The 20,766-nt window shown below is 62.0% G+C and carries 18 protein-coding genes; 11 read left to right on the top strand and 7 right to left on the bottom strand.

What is annotated here, in order from left to right; translation table 11 throughout:
• Positions 1–123 precede the first annotated feature (123 nt).
• The 3 genes from CKO11_RS02560 (at position 124) to CKO11_RS02550 (ending at position 3,216) form a co-directional block, all read left to right on the top strand.
• A complete protein-coding gene (locus tag CKO11_RS02560) occupies positions 124–1,122 on the top strand; it encodes a tripartite tricarboxylate transporter substrate binding protein (RefSeq protein ID WP_223632534.1) in 999 nt (332 codons plus the stop codon).
• A 67-nt stretch (positions 1,123–1,189) separates the two neighbouring features.
• The gene (locus CKO11_RS02555) at positions 1,190–1,699 is read left to right on the top strand and encodes a tripartite tricarboxylate transporter TctB family protein (RefSeq protein WP_223632529.1); all 510 of its coding nucleotides are present in this window, start codon (positions 1,190–1,192) and stop codon (positions 1,697–1,699) included.
• Positions 1,699–3,216 (top strand): tripartite tricarboxylate transporter permease, encoded by a 1,518-nt coding sequence (locus CKO11_RS02550; RefSeq protein ID WP_317851789.1) that lies wholly within the window; start codon positions 1,699–1,701, stop codon positions 3,214–3,216. The genes CKO11_RS02555 and CKO11_RS02550 overlap by 1 nt, the downstream gene beginning before the upstream one ends.
• 377 nt (positions 3,217–3,593) lie before the next feature.
• Here the strand turns inward: CKO11_RS02550 and CKO11_RS02545 are convergent, their stop codons facing one another.
• From CKO11_RS02545 to CKO11_RS02535, 3 genes are all read right to left on the bottom strand, one after another.
• On the bottom strand, positions 3,594–5,030 hold the full coding sequence (locus CKO11_RS02545) for an NAD(P)(+) transhydrogenase (Re/Si-specific) subunit beta (protein WP_223632524.1): 1,437 nt from the start codon (positions 5,028–5,030) through the stop codon (positions 3,594–3,596).
• A 15-nt stretch (positions 5,031–5,045) separates the two neighbouring features.
• Entirely contained in the window at positions 5,046–6,620 is a 1,575-nt protein-coding gene (locus CKO11_RS02540; RefSeq protein WP_223632521.1) for a Re/Si-specific NAD(P)(+) transhydrogenase subunit alpha, read from the bottom strand.
• 292 nt (positions 6,621–6,912) lie between these two features.
• The gene (locus tag CKO11_RS02535) at positions 6,913–7,380 is read right to left on the bottom strand and encodes a methyltransferase family protein (protein ID WP_223632517.1); all 468 of its coding nucleotides are present in this window, start codon (positions 7,378–7,380) and stop codon (positions 6,913–6,915) included.
• 131 nt (positions 7,381–7,511) lie between these two features.
• Here CKO11_RS02535 and kynU point away from each other — a divergent pair, with 131 nt between their 5' ends.
• From kynU to CKO11_RS02520, 3 genes are all read left to right on the top strand, one after another.
• Complete coding sequence (gene kynU, locus CKO11_RS02530; protein WP_223632514.1) at positions 7,512–8,708, top strand: kynureninase; 1,197 nt, start codon at positions 7,512–7,514, stop codon at positions 8,706–8,708.
• 96 nt (positions 8,709–8,804) lie between these two features.
• The gene (gene moaA / locus CKO11_RS02525) at positions 8,805–9,812 is read left to right on the top strand and encodes a GTP 3',8-cyclase MoaA (protein WP_223632513.1); all 1,008 of its coding nucleotides are present in this window, start codon (positions 8,805–8,807) and stop codon (positions 9,810–9,812) included.
• 97 nt (positions 9,813–9,909) lie between these two features.
• On the top strand, positions 9,910–10,317 hold the full coding sequence (locus CKO11_RS02520) for a universal stress protein (RefSeq protein ID WP_223632512.1): 408 nt from the start codon (positions 9,910–9,912) through the stop codon (positions 10,315–10,317).
• A 58-nt stretch (positions 10,318–10,375) separates the two neighbouring features.
• Here the strand turns inward: CKO11_RS02520 and CKO11_RS02515 are convergent, their stop codons facing one another.
• Together CKO11_RS02515 and CKO11_RS02510 are read right to left on the bottom strand one after the other, a co-directional pair.
• Positions 10,376–11,542: a M20 aminoacylase family protein gene (locus CKO11_RS02515; RefSeq protein WP_223632511.1), complete on the bottom strand. Its 1,167-nt coding sequence runs from the start codon at positions 11,540–11,542 to the stop codon at positions 10,376–10,378.
• A 79-nt stretch (positions 11,543–11,621) separates the two neighbouring features.
• A complete protein-coding gene (locus tag CKO11_RS02510) occupies positions 11,622–12,962 on the bottom strand; it encodes an NAD(P)/FAD-dependent oxidoreductase (protein ID WP_223632510.1) in 1,341 nt (446 codons plus the stop codon).
• Between the two features lie 247 nt (positions 12,963–13,209).
• Between CKO11_RS02510 and CKO11_RS02505 the strand changes: the two genes are divergently transcribed.
• The 5 genes from CKO11_RS02505 to CKO11_RS02485 all read left to right on the top strand — a co-directional run bounded on the left by CKO11_RS02505 (position 13,210) and on the right by CKO11_RS02485 (position 19,052).
• On the top strand, positions 13,210–14,250 hold the full coding sequence (locus tag CKO11_RS02505; protein ID WP_223632509.1) for an ABC transporter ATP-binding protein: 1,041 nt from the start codon (positions 13,210–13,212) through the stop codon (positions 14,248–14,250).
• Positions 14,243–15,322 (top strand): ABC transporter ATP-binding protein, encoded by a 1,080-nt coding sequence (locus CKO11_RS02500; protein WP_223632506.1) that lies wholly within the window; start codon positions 14,243–14,245, stop codon positions 15,320–15,322. The genes CKO11_RS02505 and CKO11_RS02500 overlap by 8 nt, the downstream gene beginning before the upstream one ends.
• 1 nt (position 15,323) lies before the next feature.
• Positions 15,324–17,027, top strand: coding sequence for a peptide ABC transporter substrate-binding protein (locus CKO11_RS02495; protein ID WP_223632504.1), 1,704 nt, complete (start codon positions 15,324–15,326; stop codon positions 17,025–17,027).
• A gap of 119 nt (positions 17,028–17,146) precedes the next feature.
• Complete coding sequence (locus tag CKO11_RS02490; protein ID WP_223632501.1) at positions 17,147–18,154, top strand: ABC transporter permease; 1,008 nt, start codon at positions 17,147–17,149, stop codon at positions 18,152–18,154.
• Positions 18,147–19,052: an ABC transporter permease gene (locus tag CKO11_RS02485; protein WP_223632498.1), complete on the top strand. Its 906-nt coding sequence runs from the start codon at positions 18,147–18,149 to the stop codon at positions 19,050–19,052. Before CKO11_RS02490 ends, CKO11_RS02485 begins: the two co-directional genes overlap by 8 nt.
• A gap of 3 nt (positions 19,053–19,055) precedes the next feature.
• Here the strand turns inward: CKO11_RS02485 and CKO11_RS02480 are convergent, their stop codons facing one another.
• A complete protein-coding gene (locus CKO11_RS02480) occupies positions 19,056–20,627 on the bottom strand; it encodes a cryptochrome/photolyase family protein (protein ID WP_223632496.1) in 1,572 nt (523 codons plus the stop codon).
• Positions 20,624–20,764 (bottom strand): DUF2256 domain-containing protein, encoded by a 141-nt coding sequence (locus CKO11_RS02475; protein WP_263298380.1) that lies wholly within the window; start codon positions 20,762–20,764, stop codon positions 20,624–20,626. The genes CKO11_RS02480 and CKO11_RS02475 overlap by 4 nt, the downstream gene beginning before the upstream one ends.
• Between the last annotated feature and the right edge of the window lie 2 nt (positions 20,765–20,766).

Below are 20,766 nucleotides of genomic sequence, written 5' to 3'. Positions count from 1 at the left end.
AAAAAATTAACATCAGGTTCACGTTAGCGACCAACTTAGCATTTGACGCCCCTCTCAGGATCGTGAAGTCTCGCCCCGTTCCCGCCGCAAAGGTGGGCCGAGGCGACTCTGGGAGGAGAACTCATGAAAAAGAAACTGTTTGGAGCCGTTTCCGCTGCGGCGTTGGTCTTTGCCGGCGCGGCTATGGCCGAATATCCGGAAAAAGAAATCCAAGGCATCATCCAATGGGGCGCCGGTGGCTCGACCGATGCGGTGATGCGCGCTGTGACCCCCCATGCCGAAGAGGTGCTGGGCGGCAAGGTCGTGATGCAAAACATGACCGGTGGCGTTGGTGCGATTGCCGCGAAATTCACCATGACGCAGCCCGCCGATGGCTACACGCTGCTGATGGGTGCGGAAAACCCGATGCTTTACAAGGTCATGGGCCTTGGCGACTTTGACTATAACAGCGCCTTTGAGCCGGTGGCCCTGCTCGCGCGTGGCGTGCCGATTCTCGTCGCGAACCCCGATGCGCCCTATAACACCTTTGCCGAGCTGGTCGATTATATGGCCGCCCACCCCGAAGAGGTGAAATTCGGCTCGACCGGGCCGGGTGGCCTGCCCTCGGTTGTGACCGCGATGCTGGATGCCGAGGTCGATGTTTCGGCCACTTTCGTGCCCTATGACGGCGATGGCCCGGCGCTGACCGCGCTGCAAGGCGGCGCCATCGACGTGATGCCCGCCGTTTTGGGCGCCGCGCTCGAAGCGATCAAGGCCGAGCGGATCAAGGTCATCGCGCTGGTTGACAACACGCCCAACGAGGCCCTGCCGGGCGTGGCGCCGATCACCGAAGATTTTCCGGGCTATGGCAAATACCTGCCGTGGGGGCCGTTCTTCGGCGTCTTCGTGAAAGCGGGCACGCCCGAGGATGTGGTGGCGAAATTGTCCACCGCCTATCTGGAAGGCGCGCAGGCCACCGATTTCGTCGAACTGCTGGAAAACCGCGCCTACCTGCCGATCAACCTGAGCGGCCAAGACGCCAAGGATTACATGGCCAAATGGCAGTCGGTCACCTCTTGGTTGGTGCAAGATGCCGGCATCGCCAAGCGCTCGCCCGAAGAATTCGGTATTCCGCGCCCCTGATAGTTAGCTAGACCAAAGACACCGCCCTCCGCTAAAGGGGGCGGTGTTCTCTTTCGAGGAGGCCCTCATGCACGACCCCAGCCGCAGGCTCCCGGGGGAACGGCTCTTTTCCGTCCTGATGGTGGCGGTCAGCCTGTTCCTGTTCCACACCGCGACAAAGATTTCCGGCTTTAGCGGCCTGGCCGAACCGGGCAGTTTCCCGATGTTCGCGACCGGCATGATGGTGATCACCTCGGTGATCATCACGCTCAAGACCTTCCGGCTGCCACATAGCGATGCGCATGGCTGGAAGGCGGTCTTTCCCGGATTCGTAATCTTTACCGCGATCTTGATGGGCTTTTATGCGCTGGCGCTGAAACCCGTGGGGTTCCTGCCGACCTCTTTCGTGTTTTTGACGATCTCTACATGGGTGATGTCGCGCGGAAGCTTGTTGCATGCGCTGGCGGTCTCGGCGCTGTCGCTGGTGCTGGTCTATGTGGTGTTCCGGATCGTCTTTTCGGTGCTGATGCCAGAGGGCGTGGTGCCCGAGCGTGAGATCATCGCCTATATTTCGTCGATTTTCGCCGCGGGGGAATGATGGATTTCCAGAGCTTCTTCATGACCTTCTTGGACCTGCGCCTGATGGCGCTGGTGGGCGCGGGCACGGCGGCGGGCATTTATATCGGCGCGATCCCGGGGCTGTCGGTCACCATGGCGGTGTCGATCCTGATTTCCTTCACCTTCTCGTGGGAGATGTATGACGCGCTGGCGCTGATGATCGGCATCTATATGGGCGGCGTTTACGGCGGCTCGCGCACGGCGATCTTGCTGAATATCCCCGGCGCGCCTTCGGCGATTGCGACGGCGCTGGACGGGTATCCCTTGGCGAAAAAGGGCCAAGCGGGCGAGGCAATCGGCCTGTCAACCACGATGTCGGCGCTGGGCGGGCTGATCGGCATTGCCGTTTTGGGCTTTGCGGCCCCCGCGGTTTCGGAATTTGCGATCCGGTTTCAGCCGCGCGATTACATGCTGCTCGCAATCTTGGGCATTTTGCTTGTTGGCTCGCTGTCGGGCGAGAGCCTGATCAAGGGGGTTTTCGCGGGCGCGTTGGGGCTGACCATCGGCTGTGTGGGGCTGGACCCGCTGACCGCGCAGGAACGCTTCACCTTCGGCCATATCGAATTGTGGGGCGGGATTTCCTTTGTGGCGGTGATGATTGGGCTCTTTGGCGTGTCTGAGGCGCTGATGCAGCTTCAACACATCAACACCCCGGCCGTGAAACAGAAAATCTCGCGGGTGATCCCGTCATGGAAATCGGTGGTGAAATTTCTGCCGCTGTCGATACAAAGCTCTTCGATCGGGGTGATCATCGGCGCGTTGCCGGGCACCGGCGGCGATATTGCGGCGCTGATGGCCTATGACCATGCCAAACGCGTCACCAAAGACCCCGAGGTGCCCTTTGGCAAAGGCGCGCGCGCGGGGCTTGTGGCGCCTGAGACCGCCAATAACGCGGCGGTGGGCGGGGCCTTCATCCCGATGCTGACCTTGGGCATTCCGGGCGATTCCGTCACCGCGATCATCATTGGTGCGATGTTCATCCACGGGCTGAACCCCGGCCCGATGCTGATGATCGAACGGCCCGAGATGTTCTGGTTCATCTTGGGCGCGCTGGTGCTGGCCACCGGCTTCATGCTGTTTTTCGGGCTGACCGGCATTCGGCTGTTTGTGAAGGTGGTCGAGCTGCCACGGGCGATGCTGTTCCCGCTGATCTTGCTTTTGTCGATCATCGGGGCCTTTGCCGTGAACAATTCGCTGACCGATGTCTATTGGATGTTAGGCTTTGGCGTGCTGGGCTATTTCATGAAGCTTTATGGCTACCAGCTTGGCCCGGTGATTTTGGGGGTGATCTTGTCGCGGTTGATCGATGACAACTGGCGCCGCGCGATCATTTCGGAACGCGAAGACCTTGGGCGGCTGTTCCATGGGATCTTCACTTCGCCGCTGTCGCTGGTGCTGTTCATGGCGGTGGTGATGATCTTCTTCACCTCGACCCCGCTTTGGCCGATGCTGAAGAAACGCTTGCGGCGCAAGGCCGATCCCGCGCCGAAAGCCTGATCTTTTCCGAAAAACGCCCGCCTCTGGCGGGCGTTTTGCTTTGCCCCACCGGCTTTCCATTTGCCTGTCCCATCTGCGTGCAATTTCGCCTCGGCAGGGCCGAGGCGACCCGGCGGGGGGCGCTGCCCCCCGCGCGCCCCGGGGTATTTTTCAAAGTCGAAGACAAGGGGCAGGGCCATTTGGCATGCCTGCCCCCAACGGTTGCCCCGCAGTCACGGACGCGCGCGCAGCGCGTTCGGGGCACGCCCCATCAGAGTGGCCCGGTCTCGCGCCACAACCGTGTCAGAGGCCCCCCATAGGCCTCTGTGCGGTCTGCACCGCACAGATAAAAAAAGCCCCGCCGGATCGGCGGGGCTTTAGGGTGTTTCTGATCGGGCTTAGTGCCGGATGAGATGCAGCAGTTCTTCGAGCGACTTTTTCGCATCGCCGTAGAACATGCGGGTGTTTTCCTTGTAGAAGAGCGGGTTTTCGATGCCCGAATAGCCGGTGCCTTGGCCCCGTTTCGAGACAAACACCTGTTTGGCCTTCCACACTTCCAGAACCGGCATCCCGGCAATCGGCGAATTCGGATCGTCTTGCGCCGCCGGGTTCACGATATCGTTCGAGCCGATCACGATCACAACGTCGGTTTCGGGGAAGTCCTCGTTGATCTCGTCCATCTCCAGAACGATGTCATAGGGCACTTTCGCCTCAGCCAAGAGCACGTTCATATGCCCCGGCAGACGGCCCGCCACCGGGTGGATGGCGAAACGCACGTTCTTGCCCTTGCCACGCAGAAGCGAGGTCAGTTCCGAAACCGCCATCTGTGCTTGCGCCACCGCCATGCCATAGCCCGGCACGATGATGATGCTTTCGGCATCCGAAATCGCATCCGCCACGCCTTGCGCATCAATCGCGATCATCTCGCCTTCGACTTCCTGCGCCGGGCCCGCGGTGTTGCCAAAGCCGCCCAAGATCACGGAAATGAACGAGCGGTTCATCGCCTTGCACATGATGTAGGACAGGATCGCCCCCGAAGAGCCGACCAGCGCGCCGGTCACGATCAGAAGGTCGTTGCCAAGCGAGAAACCAATCGCCGCCGCAGCCCAGCCCGAATAGGAGTTCAGCATCGACACCACCACCGGCATATCGGCGCCGCCGATGCCCATGATCAGGTGATAGCCGATGAAGAAGGCCAAAAGCGTCATGACGATCAGCGGCAGCGTGCCATAGCCCATCATGAACAGCACCAGCATAACCAGCGAGGCCAAAGCCGCCGCCGCATTCAGGATGTGACCGCCCGGCAGTTTCTTCGCCTTGCTGTCGACTTTGCCCGCCAGCTTGCCAAAGGCGATGATCGAACCGGTAAAGGTCACCGCCCCGATGAACACGCCCAAGAACAGCTCGACGCGCAAGATCGTCAGTTCGGTCGCGGTCTTGTGCGCCACAATCGCCGCAAAGCCGCGCAGAGATTCAAGATCGACCGAATCCATCGCCGGGACGCGGACCGACTCGATATAGGCGTTGTAGCCCACCAAAACGGCAGCCAGACCAACAAGCGAGTGCATCGCCGCCACAAGCTGCGGCATCTCGGTCATCTGCACCTTCTTGGCGACTTTCATGCCATAGAAACCGCCCCAAGCGAGCAAGATGATCGACAAGAGCCAGTAGCCTTGGCCCGGGCCAAAGAGCGTGGCGACCACCGCCAGCGCCATGCCGACAATGCCATACCACACGGCACGTTTCGCGCTTTCCTGCCCCGAAAGGCCCCCCAGCGAGAGGATGAACAAAACCGCTGCAACGACGTAAGCGGCCGTAGTGAAACCGAAATCCATTGTGTTTCCCTCCGCTTACGATTTCTGGAACATCGCCAGCATGCGCCGGGTGACCATGAAGCCGCCGAAGATGTTGATGCCCGCCATAAAGACCGACACCGCCGAAAGCAGCACGACCAGATACGAGGTGGAGCCCACCTGCATCAGCGCGCCCAGAATGATGATCGACGAGATCGCGTTGGTGACCGCCATCAAGGGCGTGTGCAGCGAATGCGACACGTTCCAGATCACTTGGAAGCCGACAAAGCAGCTTAGCGCGAAGACGATGAAGTGCGACATGAAGCTGGCCGGGGCAACAAGCCCCACCGCCAGCAAAATCGCGCCCCCGATGCCCAGCATCAGGATCTGATCGCGGGTCTGCTTGCGGAACGCGGCGGCCTCGGCGGCCTTGCGTTCTTCGGGCGTCGGTTCCTTGACCTTTTCCTTGGGCTTTTGCGCCGCAATCGCGGCCACTTTCGGCGGCGGCGGCGGGAAGGTGATCTCGCCCTGATGCGCCACGGTCGCGCCGCGGATCACGTCATCTTCCATATTGTGGACAACCACACCGTCTTTGCCCGGCGTGAGGTCGGCCATCATATGGCGGATGTTGGTCGAATAAAGCTGGCTCGACTGCTGCGCCATCCGGCTCGGGAAGTCGGTATAGCCGACGATCGTCACACCGTTTTCGGTGACAACCTTCTCGTCTTTCTTGGTCAGTTCGCAGTTGCCGCCACGTTCCGCGGCCAAGTCCACGATCACCGAGCCGCGCTTCATCGCCTCGACCATGTCTTTGGTCCACAGGACCGGCGCATCGCGGCCCGGGATCAGCGCGGTGGTGATGACGATATCGACATCGGGCGCCAATTCGCGGAATTTCTTCAGCTGCGCTTCACGGAATTCGGGGCTCGACGGGGCGGCATAGCCCCCCGTGGCCGCGCCATCCTGCGCTTGTTCTTCGAAATCGAGATAGACGAATTCCGCGCCCATCGATTCGATCTGTTCGGCCACTTCGGGACGCACGTCGAAGGCATAGGTGATCGCCCCAAGCGAGGTGGAGGCGCCAATCGCCGCCAGACCGGCCACACCCGCGCCCACAACCAGCACTTTCGCCGGGGGCACTTTGCCGGCGGCGGTCACCTGACCGGTGAAGAACCGGCCAAAGTTGTTGCCCGCCTCGATCACCGCGCGATAGCCCGCGATATTGGCCATGGACGACAAAGCATCCATTTTCTGCGCGCGCGAAATCCGCGGAACCATATCCATCGCGATGACATTTGCGCCGGTGTCTTTCGCGGCTTCCAGCAGCGCTTCGTTTTGCGCCGGATAGAAGAAGGAAATCAGGGTTTTGCCCGGTTTAAGCATCGCCACTTCGGCATCCACCGGCGGACGCACCTTGGCGATGAAATCGACCGCGTCATAAAGCGCGGCCGCGCCTTGAACAACGGTCACGCCAACCGCCTCATAGGCGCTGTCGGCAAAGCCCGCCGCGTGGCCGGCCCCGGCCTCGACATAGCATTCATGGCCGAGCTTTTGCAGCTGGACCGCAGAGTCGGGGGTCAGGGCGACACGCGCTTCCCCCTCGAAAATCTCCTTCGGAGCGCCGATTTTCACTTCTATCTCTCCCATTGCTGCCCACGGACGATTTCAGCCGTGGGACATAACGTGGCGACAGCCCTTTAACACCGCGTAAGAAAGTTTCACAAGCCAATGATCATTGGAAAGAGTTGGAAATCGGACCGAAGGTCGCGGGTATACATCCGCATACCGTCACCAGCGATGTTAGCGATCCCATTTGCCGCGGGGTTTCAAGGGTTTGGCTTTCGTTTTCAATACTTGGCCCGGTTTGCTTGAACAGCCGGTCCAAACCGGGGTGCGACGATTTTTCTGCACCGCAGCAAGTGCGTTACAGCCAGCGGCGGGTGCGGGCGCGATAGGCGGCATATTCCTCGGCATGTGCACTGGCGATCCATGCCTCTTCGCCGCGAATGTAGCGCCGCGTGATCCAGACCATGAAGGCCGGCACCAGGGGCGCGGCCAGAATCGCGTTCCAGATCAGCAGCAAACCCGACAGGATCAGCGCATCGGCCAGATAGATCGGGTTCCGGCTCAGCGCAAAAACGCCCGAGGTCACCAACCGCTGCGGCTGACGGCGCGGAATAAAGGTGGTGCGCGCCAGCACCATCTGTGCCGCCGCCAGCCCCGAAATGACCAGCCCAAGCGCCACAAGCCCGTAGCCGACCCAATGTGCATAGGGGATCGGCAGCGGGACCACCTGCCCCACGCCCCAGCCCACAGCGGCAAACAGCGCCAGCCACATCGGCGGCAGTTCAATTTCCTTGAGGGCCAGCCTCAGTTTCGTGCCCAGATTCATCCACCCCTCACCCGCAACCAATTGACCTTGTCTCAATTTTGGGTCTGCGGCGTGAGGTGGCAACCCCCCGGTGCCGGGGCACTTGCGCGCAGCCGATGATCGGCGCAGTCTCCGCGCGACTGGAGGCCCCGATGCAAACCGATTTCACCGCTACCCGCGCCCTGTTCGATCTGCCCGAAGGCGTGATCTACCTTGATGGCAATTCGCTCGGCCCGCTGCCGCGCGCCGTGCCCGCGCGCGTCGCCCAAGCGATGACCGACGAATGGGGGCAGATGCTCATCACCGCGTGGAATAAGGCGGGTTGGATGGGCCTGCCCGAACGGCTGGGCGACCGGGTGGGGCAGTTGATCGGGGCCGAACCGGGCACGGTGACCTTGGGTGATACGCTGTCCATCAAGGTGTTTCAGGCGCTTTCCGCCGCCTTGCAGGCCCGCCCCGCGCGCAAGGTGATCTTGTCCGACAGCGGCAATTTCCCGACCGATCTTTACATCGCCCAAGGGCTCGCCGATCTGCTGGCCGCCGGGCATGAACTGCGCGTGCTCGCCCCTGAAGAGGTCGAGGCCGCAATCGATGACACCGTGGCCGTCACCCTGCTGACCGAGGTGGATTATCGCACGGGCCGCAAGCATGACATGAAACGGCTGACCGCCAAGGCGCATGCGGCAGGCGCGTTGGCCTTTTGGGATCTGGCGCATTCGGCGGGCGCGGTGCCGGTCGATCTGGCCGGATGCGGCGCCGATTTCGCGGCGGGCTGCACCTATAAATACCTCAATGCCGGGCCGGGCGCGCCCGCCTTTATTTATGTGGCGCCACGCCATGCCGACACCGTGCGGCCCGCGCTGGCGGGCTGGCTGGGCCACGAGGCGCCCTTTGCCTTTGACCCCGACTATCGCCCCGCGCCGGGCACCGCGCGGATGCGGGTGGGCACGCCGCCGGTTTTGCAACTGGCTGCGCTTGAGGCCGCGCTTGATGTCTGGCAGGGCGTCGATATGGCCGATCTGCGCGCACAATCCCTGGCGCTGACAGATCGCTTTATCGCGGCGGTCGAGGCGGCCTGCCCCGATCTGCGCCTTGTCACCCCGCGCGACCACGCCAGCCGGGGCAGTCAGGCAAGCTTCGCCCATCCCGAAGGCTATGCGATCATGCAAGCGCTGATCGCGCGCGGCGTCATTGGCGACTTCCGCGCCCCCGATATTTTGCGCTTTGGCCTGACGCCGCTTTACATCGGCCCGGCCGAGGTGGACCAAGCCGCCGCAATCTTGGCCGAGATCATGGCCACCCGCGCTTGGGACCGCCCCGAATATCACGCGCGGGCCCGGGTCACTTAGGCGGGTCACTTAGGCGGCGCTTGGGGTGCCGCAACCGGCGCGCACCCCGGCGCGATCCCCCTTGCCGTTGCCGGGGCCGCGCTCTAGCCTTTCGTTATGACAGGCCCGCCCCTCACAGATGCTTTTGCGCGCAAGATCACCTACCTGCGGGTTTCGGTGACAGATCGGTGCGATTTCCGCTGCACCTATTGCATGGCGGAAGACACACAATTTCTGCCGCGCCGCGATGTGCTGAGTCTGGAAGAGTTGGACCGTCTTGCCAGCGCCTTCATCGGGCTTGGGGTGACGAAGCTGCGCCTCACCGGGGGCGAGCCTTTGGTGCGGCGCGATGTGATGACCCTGTTTCGGTCCTTGGCGCGCCACCGCATCTCGGGCGCGTTGCACGATTTGACGCTGACCACCAATGGCGCGCAACTGGCGCGTTTTGCCACCGAACTGGCCGATTGCGGGGTGGCGCGGGTCAATGTTTCGCTCGATAGTCTGCGCGCGGATCGGTTTGCCGCGATCACCCGGCGCGGCGATCTGGGGCAGGTTCTGGCCGGGATCAAGGCGGCCAAAGCCGCCGGGCTGCAGGTCAAGATCAACACCGTCGCGCTGAAGGGCGGGAATGAGGATGAGCTTTTCGACCTTATCGGCTGGGCGGGCGATGAGGGCCATGACCTGAGCTTTATCGAGGTGATGCCGTTGGGCGAAGCGCTTGGCCCTGACCGGCTGGGCCAATTTTGGGCGTTGTCCGATCTGCGCGCCCGGCTTGCCGCACGGTTCACGCTTGAAGACCTGGCCGAGACAACGGGCGGGCCCGCGCGCTATACGCGGCTGCGCGAGACCGGCCAGAAAATTGGCTTCATCACACCGCTGAGCCATAACTTCTGTGCAAGCTGTAACCGGGTGCGGGTCAGCGCGACGGGCACGCTTTACCCCTGCCTTGGCCAAGCCGGAAAGATCGATCTGCGCCAACCGCTGCGCGCCAGCGAAACCGATGCCCCACTGATCGCCGCGATCCGTCACGGGCTTGCCCACAAACCGCAAGCGCATGATTTCCTTTATAGCGAAACCGGCGTTTCGGGGCAGGTGGCGCGGCAAATGAACCGCACAGGGGGCTAAGCGATGCAAGCACATGGACGTGATTTGCATCAAGGCGCGCGCCCCCCGAACAAGAGAAATTAATCCTGAAACCGGTCTCCAGAGGGAGGAGTTCGTCATGTATTCCAATATCATCGTTCCCGTGGCTTTCGATGAAAGCCACAACCCCGATGCCGCCATCGACATTGCCCGCGCGCTGGCCGCGCCCGGGGCCCGCGTCACGCTGGTGCATGTGATGGCCGATGTGCCCGGCTATGCCATTTCCTACATGCCCGACGGCTATGACACCGAATTGCGCAACACGCTGCAAAACCAGCTCGACCAACTGGGCAACAGTTTTGAGAACGGCGCAGGCGTGATCCGCCAAGGCCATGCCGCGAACGAAATTCTGGATCTGGCCGACGAGATCGGGGCGGATTGCATCGTGATCGCGGGCCACCGCCCCGGCTTTGGCGATTACCTGATCGGCTCCACCGCCGCGCGGGTGGTGCGCCATGCGCCCTGCTCGGTGATGGTGCTGCGCTAAGATCTGAAAAAGGGGGCCGCAAGGCCCCCTTTTCCCAAGGCGGTTGGTGCGGGCCGGCTTAGGCCGCCGGCATCCTGCTTTCGATCATGCCTGCATACCAGCTTGACCCGAACGGGATCGCGTTATCGTCGAAATTATAGGCCGGGTGGTGCAGCGCGGCCGTGTCGCCATTGCCCAAGAAGATATAGGCCCCCGGGCGCGCGTTGAGCATGTAGGAAAAATCCTCGCCGCCCATCAGCGGCGCCACGGTCGTATCGACCGAACCCGAAACTGCTTCGGCCACCGCCACCGCGTAATCGGTATTTTCCGGCGCGTTCATCGTCACCGGATAGCCGCGTTCATATTTGATCTGGGCGCTGGCGCCATGCGCGGCGGCGATGCCATCCACCACCGCCTTGAAGCGGCCCTCGACATAATCGCGCACCTCGGGTTCCAGCGTGCGCACGGTGCCGCGCAACAGCACCGTTTGCGGGATCACGTTATGGGCCTCGCTTTCGGTGCGGAAAGTGCAGACCGAGACCACCACCTGTTTGAGCGGATCGACATTGCGCGACGAAATCTGCTGCAAGGCCACCACAATATGCGACGCAACCAGCGTGGTATCGATGCCCTCATGCGGTTTGGCCGCATGGCCCCCCTGCCCAGTCACAACCACTTCGAACTGATCGGCGGCGGCCATGATCGGCCCCGGACGAATGGCAAAGGTGCCCAGCGGAACACCGGGCGTATTGTGCATGCCATAGACTTCTTGGATGCCGAACCGTTCCATTACCCCTTCATCGACCATCACCCGGCCACCGCCGCCGCCCTCTTCGGCGGGCTGGAACAGCACCACGGCAGTGCCGTCGAAATTGCGGGTCTCCGCCAGATATTTTGCTGCCCCCAACAGCATCGCGGTATGCCCGTCATGCCCGCAAGCATGCATTTTGCCCGGCGTTTTAGAGGCATAGTCAAGCCCCGTGGCCTCATAGATCGGCAGCGCATCCATATCGGCACGCAGGCCGATCACCCGGCCAGACGTGTCGGTCTTGCCCCTTATCACGCCCACAACACCGGTTTTGGCGATGCCCTCCACCACCTCGTCACAGCCGAAATCGCGCAACAGCGCCGCCACCTTGGCCGAGGTGCGCGGCAGATCGAACAGCAGTTCGGGGTTTTCGTGGAAATCGCGTCGCCATTCGGTGATCTCGGGCAGCAGTTCGGCAAAGCGGTTCTTAACGGGCATGGGGTCTCTTCTTTCTGGTGAGGAACGTCAAAGATACGTTTCAGGAACAGGTTTCCTCATTCCCCTGTTCCTCGCAAGCTTAGAAGGTGGGGCCGACGATAATTTTTGATCCATCGGTAAAACGCGACCAGCGAAACCGCGTCAAATCATGGCCCGGCGCGTCACCACAGATCAGCGCGGCCATCACCCGGCCCACCCCGGGGCCAATGCCAAAGCCATGGCCCGAAAGCCCCGTGGCCACATAAAGCCCCGCGATCGGAGCGGCATCCAGCACCGGCACGGTATCGGGCATGACATCGATCATCCCCGCCCAAGCGCGCAGGATACGCGTCGCCCCAAGGTCTGGGAAGGCCCGCTCAAAGGCCATTTGCACCCGGCGCAGCAGCACACGGTTCGGCGCGGGGTCAAGGATGCGCATCCGCTCGAACGGGGTTTCTTGATCCGCCGCCCAACGGCGCTGGGTCATCCAACCATCGGGAAAACCGGGCGTGGGCGCACGCGCATGAATATTCGTTTGCGACAAGTCGCGGCGCATCTGCGGGATGTATTTGGCAAAATGGCGCAACGCATCGGGGCCGCAAAAGAAATCATGCGTGGCACCGGGGGCAAGGGTAAAGCCGCCATCCGCCCGACGCCGCCATGCAAAGACATCATCGACGCCCGAGGTTTGCGGCATATCGGGCATGGGCAAGGTCTGCGCGACCGAGGCCCGCACCGCAAGTTGCGGCAGCCCCAGTCCGTGATGACGCAAGAAAAGCGATGACCACGCGCCCGCCGCAACCAGCACCTGCGCCGCGCGCACCCGCCCTTGTTCGGTGATCACGCCCGCCACCTGCCCCGCCGCCAGATCAAGGCTGCGCACGGCACAATTTTCCAAGATCGTCACCCCGGCCTGCGCGGCGAGCCCCGCCAGCATCGACACGGCAACAAACGGCTCGGCCCGCGCATCTGAGGGCGTGACGACCCCACCGATCCAACGCGCGCGATGCGGCACCAAGGCGGCAAGCTGCGCTCGGTCCAAAAGGTGGCTGTCCACCCCGTGCGCGCGGGCCAGATCAACCCATTGGGCGTAATTCTCCATCGCGGCGGGCTTGTCGCTGACATAGGCGATGCCGCAGCGTTTGAAGCCCAGTTCGGGGCCAAGGCGCCCGGCCAGCCCTTCCCACAGGCGCATCGATTCGACCATGATCGGCAGTTCATCAGGGTCGCGCCCCTGTTGGCGAATCCAGCCCCAGTTGCGGCTTGATTGTTCGCCGCCCACACGCCCCTTTTCAAGCAACACGACCTGTCGCCCCGCTTTCGCAAGGTAATAGGCGGCCATCACCCCGGCGATGCCCGCCCCGATGACCACGACATCGCAAGCCTTTGGCAATGGGCCAGAAAAGCGGATGGGATCATCGGCCTGGATCGGGAAGCGCATCGGGCTATCTTTCGGAAGGGGTGCAGAGTGCTGCGCGAATGGCCACAGGCTTGCGCCCGCGAAAGGCGCGGTCAACCCAAGAACGGTGGGCAGGCGCCATGCAGCCAATGCAAAGCTGCCCCGCCGTTAGCGCTTGCACGATGCCGAAAAATCTCTAACAATCGGTCAAATATACTCACCTTTCGGTGATGACACGCTAGAAAAATCTCCGAAAAACGGTGTAAAAACAAAAGACTGGGGGATCGCGATGCGCGAAGGGGCGCAGCCTGTTCTAGAGGTGAATAACCTCAAGACGATCTTTCGCACCCGCGGCGGCGAGGTGCATGCCGTCAATGCGGTTTCCTTTGATCTCAAGCCCGGAGAGTTGCTGGGCGTGGTCGGCGAATCGGGGTCGGGAAAATCGGTCACCATGATGTCGCTGATTGGCCTTTTGCCCAGCCCGCCCGCCGAGGTGCGTGACGGCTCGGTGATGTTTGATGGGCTTGATCTGCTCAAATGCACGCCCGATCAATTGCGCGCCGTGCGCGGGCCCGGCGTGGGGTTCATCTTTCAAGACCCGATGACCTCTCTCAACCCGGTGTTCACCGTGGGCTATCAATTGCGCGAGCCGCTTTTGAAACATATGGGCATGACCAAGGCGCAAGCGAATGTGCGTGCCAAGGAACTGCTGGAACTGGTGGGCATTCCCGATGCCGCGCGGCGGTTAAAGGACTATCCGCACCAGTTTTCGGGCGGGATGCGGCAGCGCGTGATGATTGCTATTGCGCTTGCCTGCGATCCGAAAGTGCTGATCGCGGATGAGCCGACCACCGCCTTGGATGTGACAATTCAGGCGCAAATCCTCGAACTTGTCAAAGACCTGCGCCAGAAGCTGGGCATGGCGATCATCTGGATCACCCATGACCTTGGCGTGATTGCGGGCATCGCAGATCGGGTGATGGTGATGTATGGCGGCCAGATCGCCGAACAGGGTCCGGTGAAAGAGGTCTTCGCCCATCCGCGCCATCCCTACACCCGCGCGCTGTTGCAAACCGTGCCTTCGGTGCGCGGCGAACGGGCCGAAAAGCTCAATGTGATCGAAGGCCAGCCGCCGATCCTGCGCGCCGCCCCCAGCGCCTGTTCTTTCCGTGATCGTTGCCCGCATCGGTTTGGCCCCTGCGATGCGGCCAACCCCGCCCGCCATGCGGTGGGCCCCGGCCATGATGCGGCCTGTTTTTGGGATTTCGACACCAATGCCGCGCGTGCGGATGCAGCGGAGACACCAGTGAAGGAGGCCGCGCATGGCTGACGGCCCCCAGACCCGCCTGCCACTGCTCGAGGTGGATGGGCTCAAAATGTATTTCCCGATCACTGCGGGGCTGTTTCGCAAGAAAGTCGGCGATGTGAAGGCGGTCGATGACGTGTCTTTCACGATCTACGAGGGTGAGACGCTGGGCCTTGTGGGGGAATCGGGCTGCGGGAAATCCACCTGTGGCCGCGCGATCTTGCGCCTTTACGAACCCACCGCGGGGCGCGTGGTGCTGGCGGGCGAAGATGTTCTGGCCGCACCGCCAAGCGAATTGCGCGCCATGCGCCCGCGCATGCAGATGGTGTTTCAAGACCCGCAAGCCAGCCTGAACCCGCGCATGACGGTGGCGGGGATCATTGGCGAGCCCTTGGACGAACATACCACGCTCACCCGTGCGCAAAAACTGGCCCGCATTTACGAGTTGATGGACAAGGTCGGGCTGAACCGCGACTTTGCCAACCGCTACCCGCATGAATTTTCGGGCGGGCAGCGCCAGCGGATCGGCATTGCCCGCGCGCTGGCGCTGAACCCGAAATTCATCGTCTGTGACGAGCCGATTGCCGCGCTGGATGTTTCGATTCAGGCGCAGGTCGTGAACCTGCTTGAAGAATTGCAAGACAGCCTCGGGCTGACCTATCTGTTCATCAGCCACGATTTGTCCATGGTGCGCCATATCGCGGACCGGGTGGCGGTGATGTATCTGGGCCGGATCGTCGAACTGGCCAGCCGCGACGCGCTTTATGACGCGCCGATGCACCCCTATACGCAAGCGCTTTTGTCGGCGGTGCCCGAACCCGATCCGAATGCCGAAATCGATCGCAACCGGATCATTTTGAAGGGCGATGTGCCCTCGCCCGCGAACCCGCCGCAAGGCTGCAACTTTTGCACCCGCTGCCCGAAAGTGATGGATATCTGCCGCAAGGTGGAACCGCGTTTCGAAGAGGTCACGCCCGGACATTTTCTGGCCTGCCACCTGTATCAAGAAGCCGCCGTCGGCGCGGCACCCTCCGGGGCCAACCCGGAGCAATCTGCGAGCCCGCAAGATCCCAACTTCCAACAAGGAGAAACTTGACATGAAGTTGAAAACCGCCCTTCTCGGCGCCGCCGCCTGTCTGATGGTCGCGCCCGCCGCCTTTGCCGAACGCGGCAGCGATGGCGAAGTGCGCATTCTCTATTCGCAAGCCGTTTCGACGATGAACGCCTATCTGTCGTCGGGCACGAAAGACGTTGAAGTGGGCAGCCTTGTGCTGGAACCGCTGGCGGGCTTCAACGAGAAGGGCGAGGTCATCCCGCGCCTAGTGACCGAGATCCCGAGCCTTGAAAACGGCGGGCTCACCGAAGACATGACCTCCATCACCTGGAAGATCAAACCGGGGCTGAAATGGTCCGATGGCACCGATTTCACCGCGCATGACGCGGTGTTCACCGCACAATATTGCATGGACCCGGCTGGCGGCTGCGCGCAGCTTGCCCGTTACGAAGGCATCGACAAGGTCGAGGCTTTGGATGATCTGACGGTGAAGATCACCTTCCATGAGCCCAAGCCCAACCCGTTCATGGCCTTTGTCGGATCGCAATCGCCGATCTTGCAAGCCGCGCAATTCGCCGGTTGCTTGGGCGCCAATGCCTCCAGCTGCACCGATCAGAACTTCAAGCCGATCGGCACCGGCCCGTTCCGCGTCACCGAATTCCGCACCAATGACACGGTGATGCTGGAAGCCAACCCTTATTATCGCGACCCGGCGAAACCGGCCTTTGCCACTGCGCTGGTCAAAGGCGGCGGCGATGCCACGGCGGCGGCGCGCGCGGTGATGGAAACCGGCGAATTCGACTATGCTTGGAACACGCAAATCTCGCCCGAGTTGCAAGCCGAACTGGCCAGCGCGGGCAAGGGCCAATTCGTCAACGCTTTCGGCACGCTGGTCGAGCGGATCGAGATGAATATGACCGATCCCTCGCCGAGCCTGCCCGAGGGCGAGCGTTCCACCCCCAAACACCCGCACCCGATCCTGTCGGATATGCGCGTGCGCAAGGCGCTGTCGATGGCGATCGACCGGCAGATCCTTGTCGATATTGGCTATGGTGAAGCGGGCCGCCCGACCTGCAACCTCGTGCCCGCGCCCGAGATGTATGCCTCTGACAACACCGATTGTCTGGTGCAAGATATGGAAGGCGCGAAAGCGCTTTTGGAAGAGGCCGGCTGGACCGACACCGATGGCGACGGCATCCGCGACAAGGATGGTGAAAAGCTGAGCCTGCTTTACCAAACCTCGGTCAATGCGATCCGGCAGGATTTCCAAGCCATCATCAAGCAATGGTGGAACGAAATCGGCGTCGAGGTTGAGCTGAAAACGGTCGATCCGTCGGTGTTCTTTGGCGGCGATGCGGGCTCGCCCGACACGTTCCAGAAATTCTATGCCGATGTCGAAATGTATGCCAACAACTTCGATGGCACCGATCCGGAGCCCTATCTGGCGCAATATACCTGCGACAAAGCCCCGACCCCGGAAAGCCAATGGCAGGGCGAAAACATCAACCGCTTCTGCGATCCGGAATATGACGCGCTGATCAAGGAACTGAGCGCGACGGGCGATATGGAGGCGCGCGCGGCGCTCGCCAAACGGCTCAACGACATGCTGACCAAAGACAGCTATGTGATCGTGCCGATCGTCGACCGTGGCCGTCTGTCGGCGCATTCCAACACGCTGGGCGGGGTGATCCTGAACACGTGGGACAGCGAGCTTTGGAACGCCTCTGACTGGTATCGCATCAAGTAAGAGCCACCGCTGAAAGCGGCGTCGGACCGGCAAGGCCGGTCCGACCCGGGCGGGGGCGCCGGGCCGTTGGCCCGGCGCCCCCGCCACCCCCCGATCAAGAGAGAAGCCCCGAGGCGCCGATGTTCCAGTATACCCTGCGACGATTGCTGATCGCGATCCCGACGCTTCTGATCATCTCTTTGGTGATCTTTTTGCTGCTGGAGGCCGCGCCCGGCGACCCGCTGGGCCAAGTGCCGCTGACCGTGCCCCCCGAGGTAAAAGCCAAGATGCGCACCGCGCTTGGGCTCGATGCGGCGTGGTATGTGCGCTATTTCCTATGGCTCAAACAGATGTTCGTGGTCGAGCCCATGCATCTGATCGACACGCTGTTTGGCACGCACATGGCCGAGGGCGCGCAGCGGGTGATTTCCTTCCAATCGCGTCAGCCGGTGATGGATATCATCGCCGAACGTCTGCCGCAGACGCTGACCGTTGTGGGCTCGGCCTATGTGGTCGGCGTGCTGATCGCGGTGCCAATCGGCATTATATCGGCCTATCGGCAATATTCGTGGTTCGACAATCTGGGCACCTTTATCTCGATGGTGGGGTTCTCGGTGCCGACGTTTTTCACCGGGGTCGCGCTGATCATCATCTTTGCCGTGCAATTGAAATGGTTCCCCTCGGTCTATGACACCACGCTTCAGGTGACCGATTGGGCCAGCTTCAAGGAACAAATCCGCCAGATGGTGATGCCGGTCACGGTGCTTGCACTTTACAATGCCGCGCAAATCTCGCGGTTCATGCGCTCGTCTATGCTCGATAACCTTGGGCAAGATTACGTGCGCACCGCCCGCGCCAAGGGGCTGACCGAAAAGGTCGTGGTGCTGGTGCATGTGCTGCGCAACTCGCTGATCCCCGTCATCACGGTCATCGCGCTGGGTGTGCCGCAAATCTTTGGCGGGGCGATCATTACCGAACAGGTGTTCAAGGTGAACGGGCTCGGCCAACAGCTGATCTTGTCGATCCATGCCAATGACCTGCCGATGGTGATGACGCTGACCTTCATCTTTGCCACGCTGATCGTGACCTTCAACCTGATTGCCGATCTGCTTTACGGCATCCTTGACCCGCGGATCCGCTATGACTGAGACCACAACCGCCATCCGCCCGCCCCGCAACCAATGGTGGGATGTCTGGGACCAGTTCAAAACCCACAAGGGCGCGCTGGTCGGGCTGACGATCTTCCTAACCATCTTGCTGGGCATCACCATTGGCCCGTTCCTGTGGGATCTGGCGCCGACCTATGTGGATTTGCGCGCGCGCAATCAGGGGTTCTCGCTTGCCCATCCACTGGGCACAGACCAATTGGGCCGCGATCTGTTGGCGCGGATGATGGCAGGGGGCAAGGTGTCGTTGTCGGTGGGGCTGACGGCGATGGCTCTGGCCGTGTCATTGGGCACCACGATCGGGGTTCTGGCAGGCTATTTCAAACGGCTGGAAGGGCCGTTGATGCGGCTGACCGACCTGTTTCTGGCACTGCCGCTGTTGCCGCTGCTTTTGCTGATGGTGACGCTGTTTCGCGAGCCGCTGTCGCAGCGGTTTGGCCCCGAGGGCGGGATTTTCTTGCTGATCGTCACCGCGATTGGCGCAACCTCATGGATGCAAACCGCCCGGATCGTGCGCGGCGAGGTGCTGGCGCTGAAAGAACGGGAATTCGTTCTGGCGGCGCGCTCCATCGGCACGCCCGCGCGGCGCATGGTGCTGCGCCACATCCTGCCCAATGTGATGTCGCCCATCATGGTGTCAGCGACGCTTGGCATCGCCACGGCAATCATCACGGAATCGGCGCTGTCGTTCCTTGGTCTTGGCTTCCCGCCGGATTTCCCAACCTGGGGGCGGCTGTTGTTTGATGCGGTGGACCAGATCCAGCTTTACCCGATGCGGGTGGTGCTGCCGGGCATCGCGATCTCGCTCACGGTGCTGTCGGTCAATTATATTGGCGATGGTCTGCGCGACGCGCTCGACCCGCGGATCCGGGGCCGCTAAGGCCTACCAATCGCCCAAAGACATCTGCGCCGGAGGCACGCCCTCCGGCGTGTGCATTTTGGCAAGGAAGTCTTCGGCAGCGGCGCGGATCGCGGCTTGCTCGGCCTTATCGAACCGGTCGAGCGCCTTATAGGGCAGCGCCATGCGCGGGTTTGCCCCGAAAGTGTCGCGGTGCGCGATAAGGAAATTCCAATAAAGATAGTTGAACGGGCAGGCATTGGCGCCCGTGCGGGCCTTGGCATCATAGCGGCAGCCCCGGCAATAATCCGACATGCGCCCGATATAGGCGGCCGAGGCCGCATAGGGTTTGGAGCCAAGCCGACCGCCATCGGCATGGGCGACCATGCCATGCGTGTTGGGCAATTCGACCCAGTCAAAGGCATCGGCATAAACCGCCAGATACCAAGCCTCGATCTCGGCGGGCGCAATACCTGCCAAAAGCGCGAAATTGCCCGTCACCATCAGCCGCTGAATATGGTGGGCATAGGCGTTTTGGCGCGTGCCCCGCACCACCTCGGCGATGCAGTGCATCTTGGTTTGGCCGCTCCAGTAAAACTCCGGCAAGGGCCGCGTGGCCTTCAGCGCATTGGTTTGCCCATAGGCGGGCATTTCGGTCCAATAAAGCCCGCGCACGAATTCGCGCCAACCAAGGATTTGACGAATGAACCCTTCGGCCGCGTTGAGCGGGACATGGCCTGCCTCATAGGCCGCCTCTGCCGCCTCGCAAACCTCGGCGGCCGTTAAAAGCCCCACGTTCAAGGCGGGCGACAACAGCGCGTGGTAAAGAAAATTTTCGCCGGTTTTCATCGCATCTTGCCAATCGCCAAACTGCGGCAGGGCATGGGTGATGAAATCGTCAAGCGCTTGCAGCGCCTCGGCCCGGGTGACGGGCCAGCCGAAACGGGCCAGATCGCCAAAATGATCGGGAAATTGCGCCTCGACCAAGGCCATCACGTCGCGCGTGATGGCATCGGGGGCAAACCGCTTGCGCTTGGGCAATTTATGCCCTTTGGGCAGCGCCTTGCGGTTCTCTGCATCGTAATTCCATTTGCCGCCGATGGGCTTGCCCGCCGCCATCAAAAAGCCCGTGCGCCTGCGCATTTCGCGGTAGAAATTTTCCATCCGCTTGGTTTTGCCGCGCGCGGTCAGCGCCGCGAAATCCTCCACCGAACAGAAGAAACGGGTGTCTTCGCGCATCGCGACCGACACGCCCAACAGCTCTGACCAGGTTGCAACCATCACACCCACGCGCCATTCGCCCGGTCTGGTCACAATAACCGATTGCGGCTTATGGCGGGCCACAGCGCGCGCCAGTTCCCCGGTAAAGCTATGGGTGTTATCGGGGTCATCCAGGCGCACATAATCGACCCGCAGCCCCTCGGCGCGCAGATCATCGGCAAAGTGGCGCATCGCGGACAGGAGGAACGCGATCTTTTGCTTGTGATGGGGGACATAAGTGCCCTCTTCGCGCACCTCCACCATCAGCACCACATCTTGGCTGGGGTCGATATCGGCCAGCGCCGACAGACCGCGCGAAAGCTGATCGCCCAGCACAAAGATCAAACGCCCGGTCATGCGCGCTTCGTCCCGCCCCGGCACCGCTCAGAGCAAAAGCGCACCGCGTCCCAATCCCGCGCCCATTTCTTGCGCCACGCGAAAGGGCGCCCGCAAGCGGCACAGATCTTTTGCGGCAGATCCCCCTTGCGGCGCATCT

The sequence above is a fragment of the Rhodobacter sp. TJ_12 genome (genome assembly GCF_020023995.1).
In the GTDB taxonomy this organism is placed as follows: domain Bacteria; phylum Pseudomonadota; class Alphaproteobacteria; order Rhodobacterales; family Rhodobacteraceae; genus Rhodobacter.
The sequence above is the reverse complement of the archived record's forward strand: the minus strand, read 5'-3'. Positions and strand labels throughout refer to the sequence as shown.

Coding starts and splice junctions, on each gene's coding strand:
- CKO11_RS02560 (WP_223632534.1), top strand. CDS start 124: ATGAAAAAGAAACTGTTTGGAGCCGTTTCCGCTGCGGCGTTGGTCTTT.
- CKO11_RS02555 (WP_223632529.1), top strand. CDS start 1,190: ATGCACGACCCCAGCCGCAGGCTCCCGGGGGAACGGCTCTTTTCCGTC.
- CKO11_RS02550 (WP_317851789.1), top strand. CDS start 1,699: ATGGATTTCCAGAGCTTCTTCATGACCTTCTTGGACCTGCGCCTGATG.
- CKO11_RS02545 (WP_223632524.1), bottom strand. CDS start 5,030: ATGGATTTCGGTTTCACTACGGCCGCTTACGTCGTTGCAGCGGTTTTG.
- CKO11_RS02535 (WP_223632517.1), bottom strand. CDS start 7,380: ATGAATCTGGGCACGAAACTGAGGCTGGCCCTCAAGGAAATTGAACTG.
- kynU (WP_223632514.1), top strand. CDS start 7,512: ATGCAAACCGATTTCACCGCTACCCGCGCCCTGTTCGATCTGCCCGAA.
- moaA (WP_223632513.1), top strand. CDS start 8,805: ATGACAGGCCCGCCCCTCACAGATGCTTTTGCGCGCAAGATCACCTAC.
- CKO11_RS02520 (WP_223632512.1), top strand. CDS start 9,910: ATGTATTCCAATATCATCGTTCCCGTGGCTTTCGATGAAAGCCACAAC.
- CKO11_RS02515 (WP_223632511.1), bottom strand. CDS start 11,542: ATGCCCGTTAAGAACCGCTTTGCCGAACTGCTGCCCGAGATCACCGAA.
- CKO11_RS02510 (WP_223632510.1), bottom strand. CDS start 12,962: ATGCGCTTCCCGATCCAGGCCGATGATCCCATCCGCTTTTCTGGCCCA.
- CKO11_RS02505 (WP_223632509.1), top strand. CDS start 13,210: ATGCGCGAAGGGGCGCAGCCTGTTCTAGAGGTGAATAACCTCAAGACG.
- CKO11_RS02500 (WP_223632506.1), top strand. CDS start 14,243: ATGGCTGACGGCCCCCAGACCCGCCTGCCACTGCTCGAGGTGGATGGG.
- CKO11_RS02495 (WP_223632504.1), top strand. CDS start 15,324: ATGAAGTTGAAAACCGCCCTTCTCGGCGCCGCCGCCTGTCTGATGGTC.
- CKO11_RS02490 (WP_223632501.1), top strand. CDS start 17,147: ATGTTCCAGTATACCCTGCGACGATTGCTGATCGCGATCCCGACGCTT.
- CKO11_RS02485 (WP_223632498.1), top strand. CDS start 18,147: ATGACTGAGACCACAACCGCCATCCGCCCGCCCCGCAACCAATGGTGG.
- CKO11_RS02480 (WP_223632496.1), bottom strand. CDS start 20,627: ATGACCGGGCGTTTGATCTTTGTGCTGGGCGATCAGCTTTCGCGCGGT.
- CKO11_RS02475 (WP_263298380.1), bottom strand. CDS start 20,764: ATGCGCCGCAAGGGGGATCTGCCGCAAAAGATCTGTGCCGCTTGCGGG.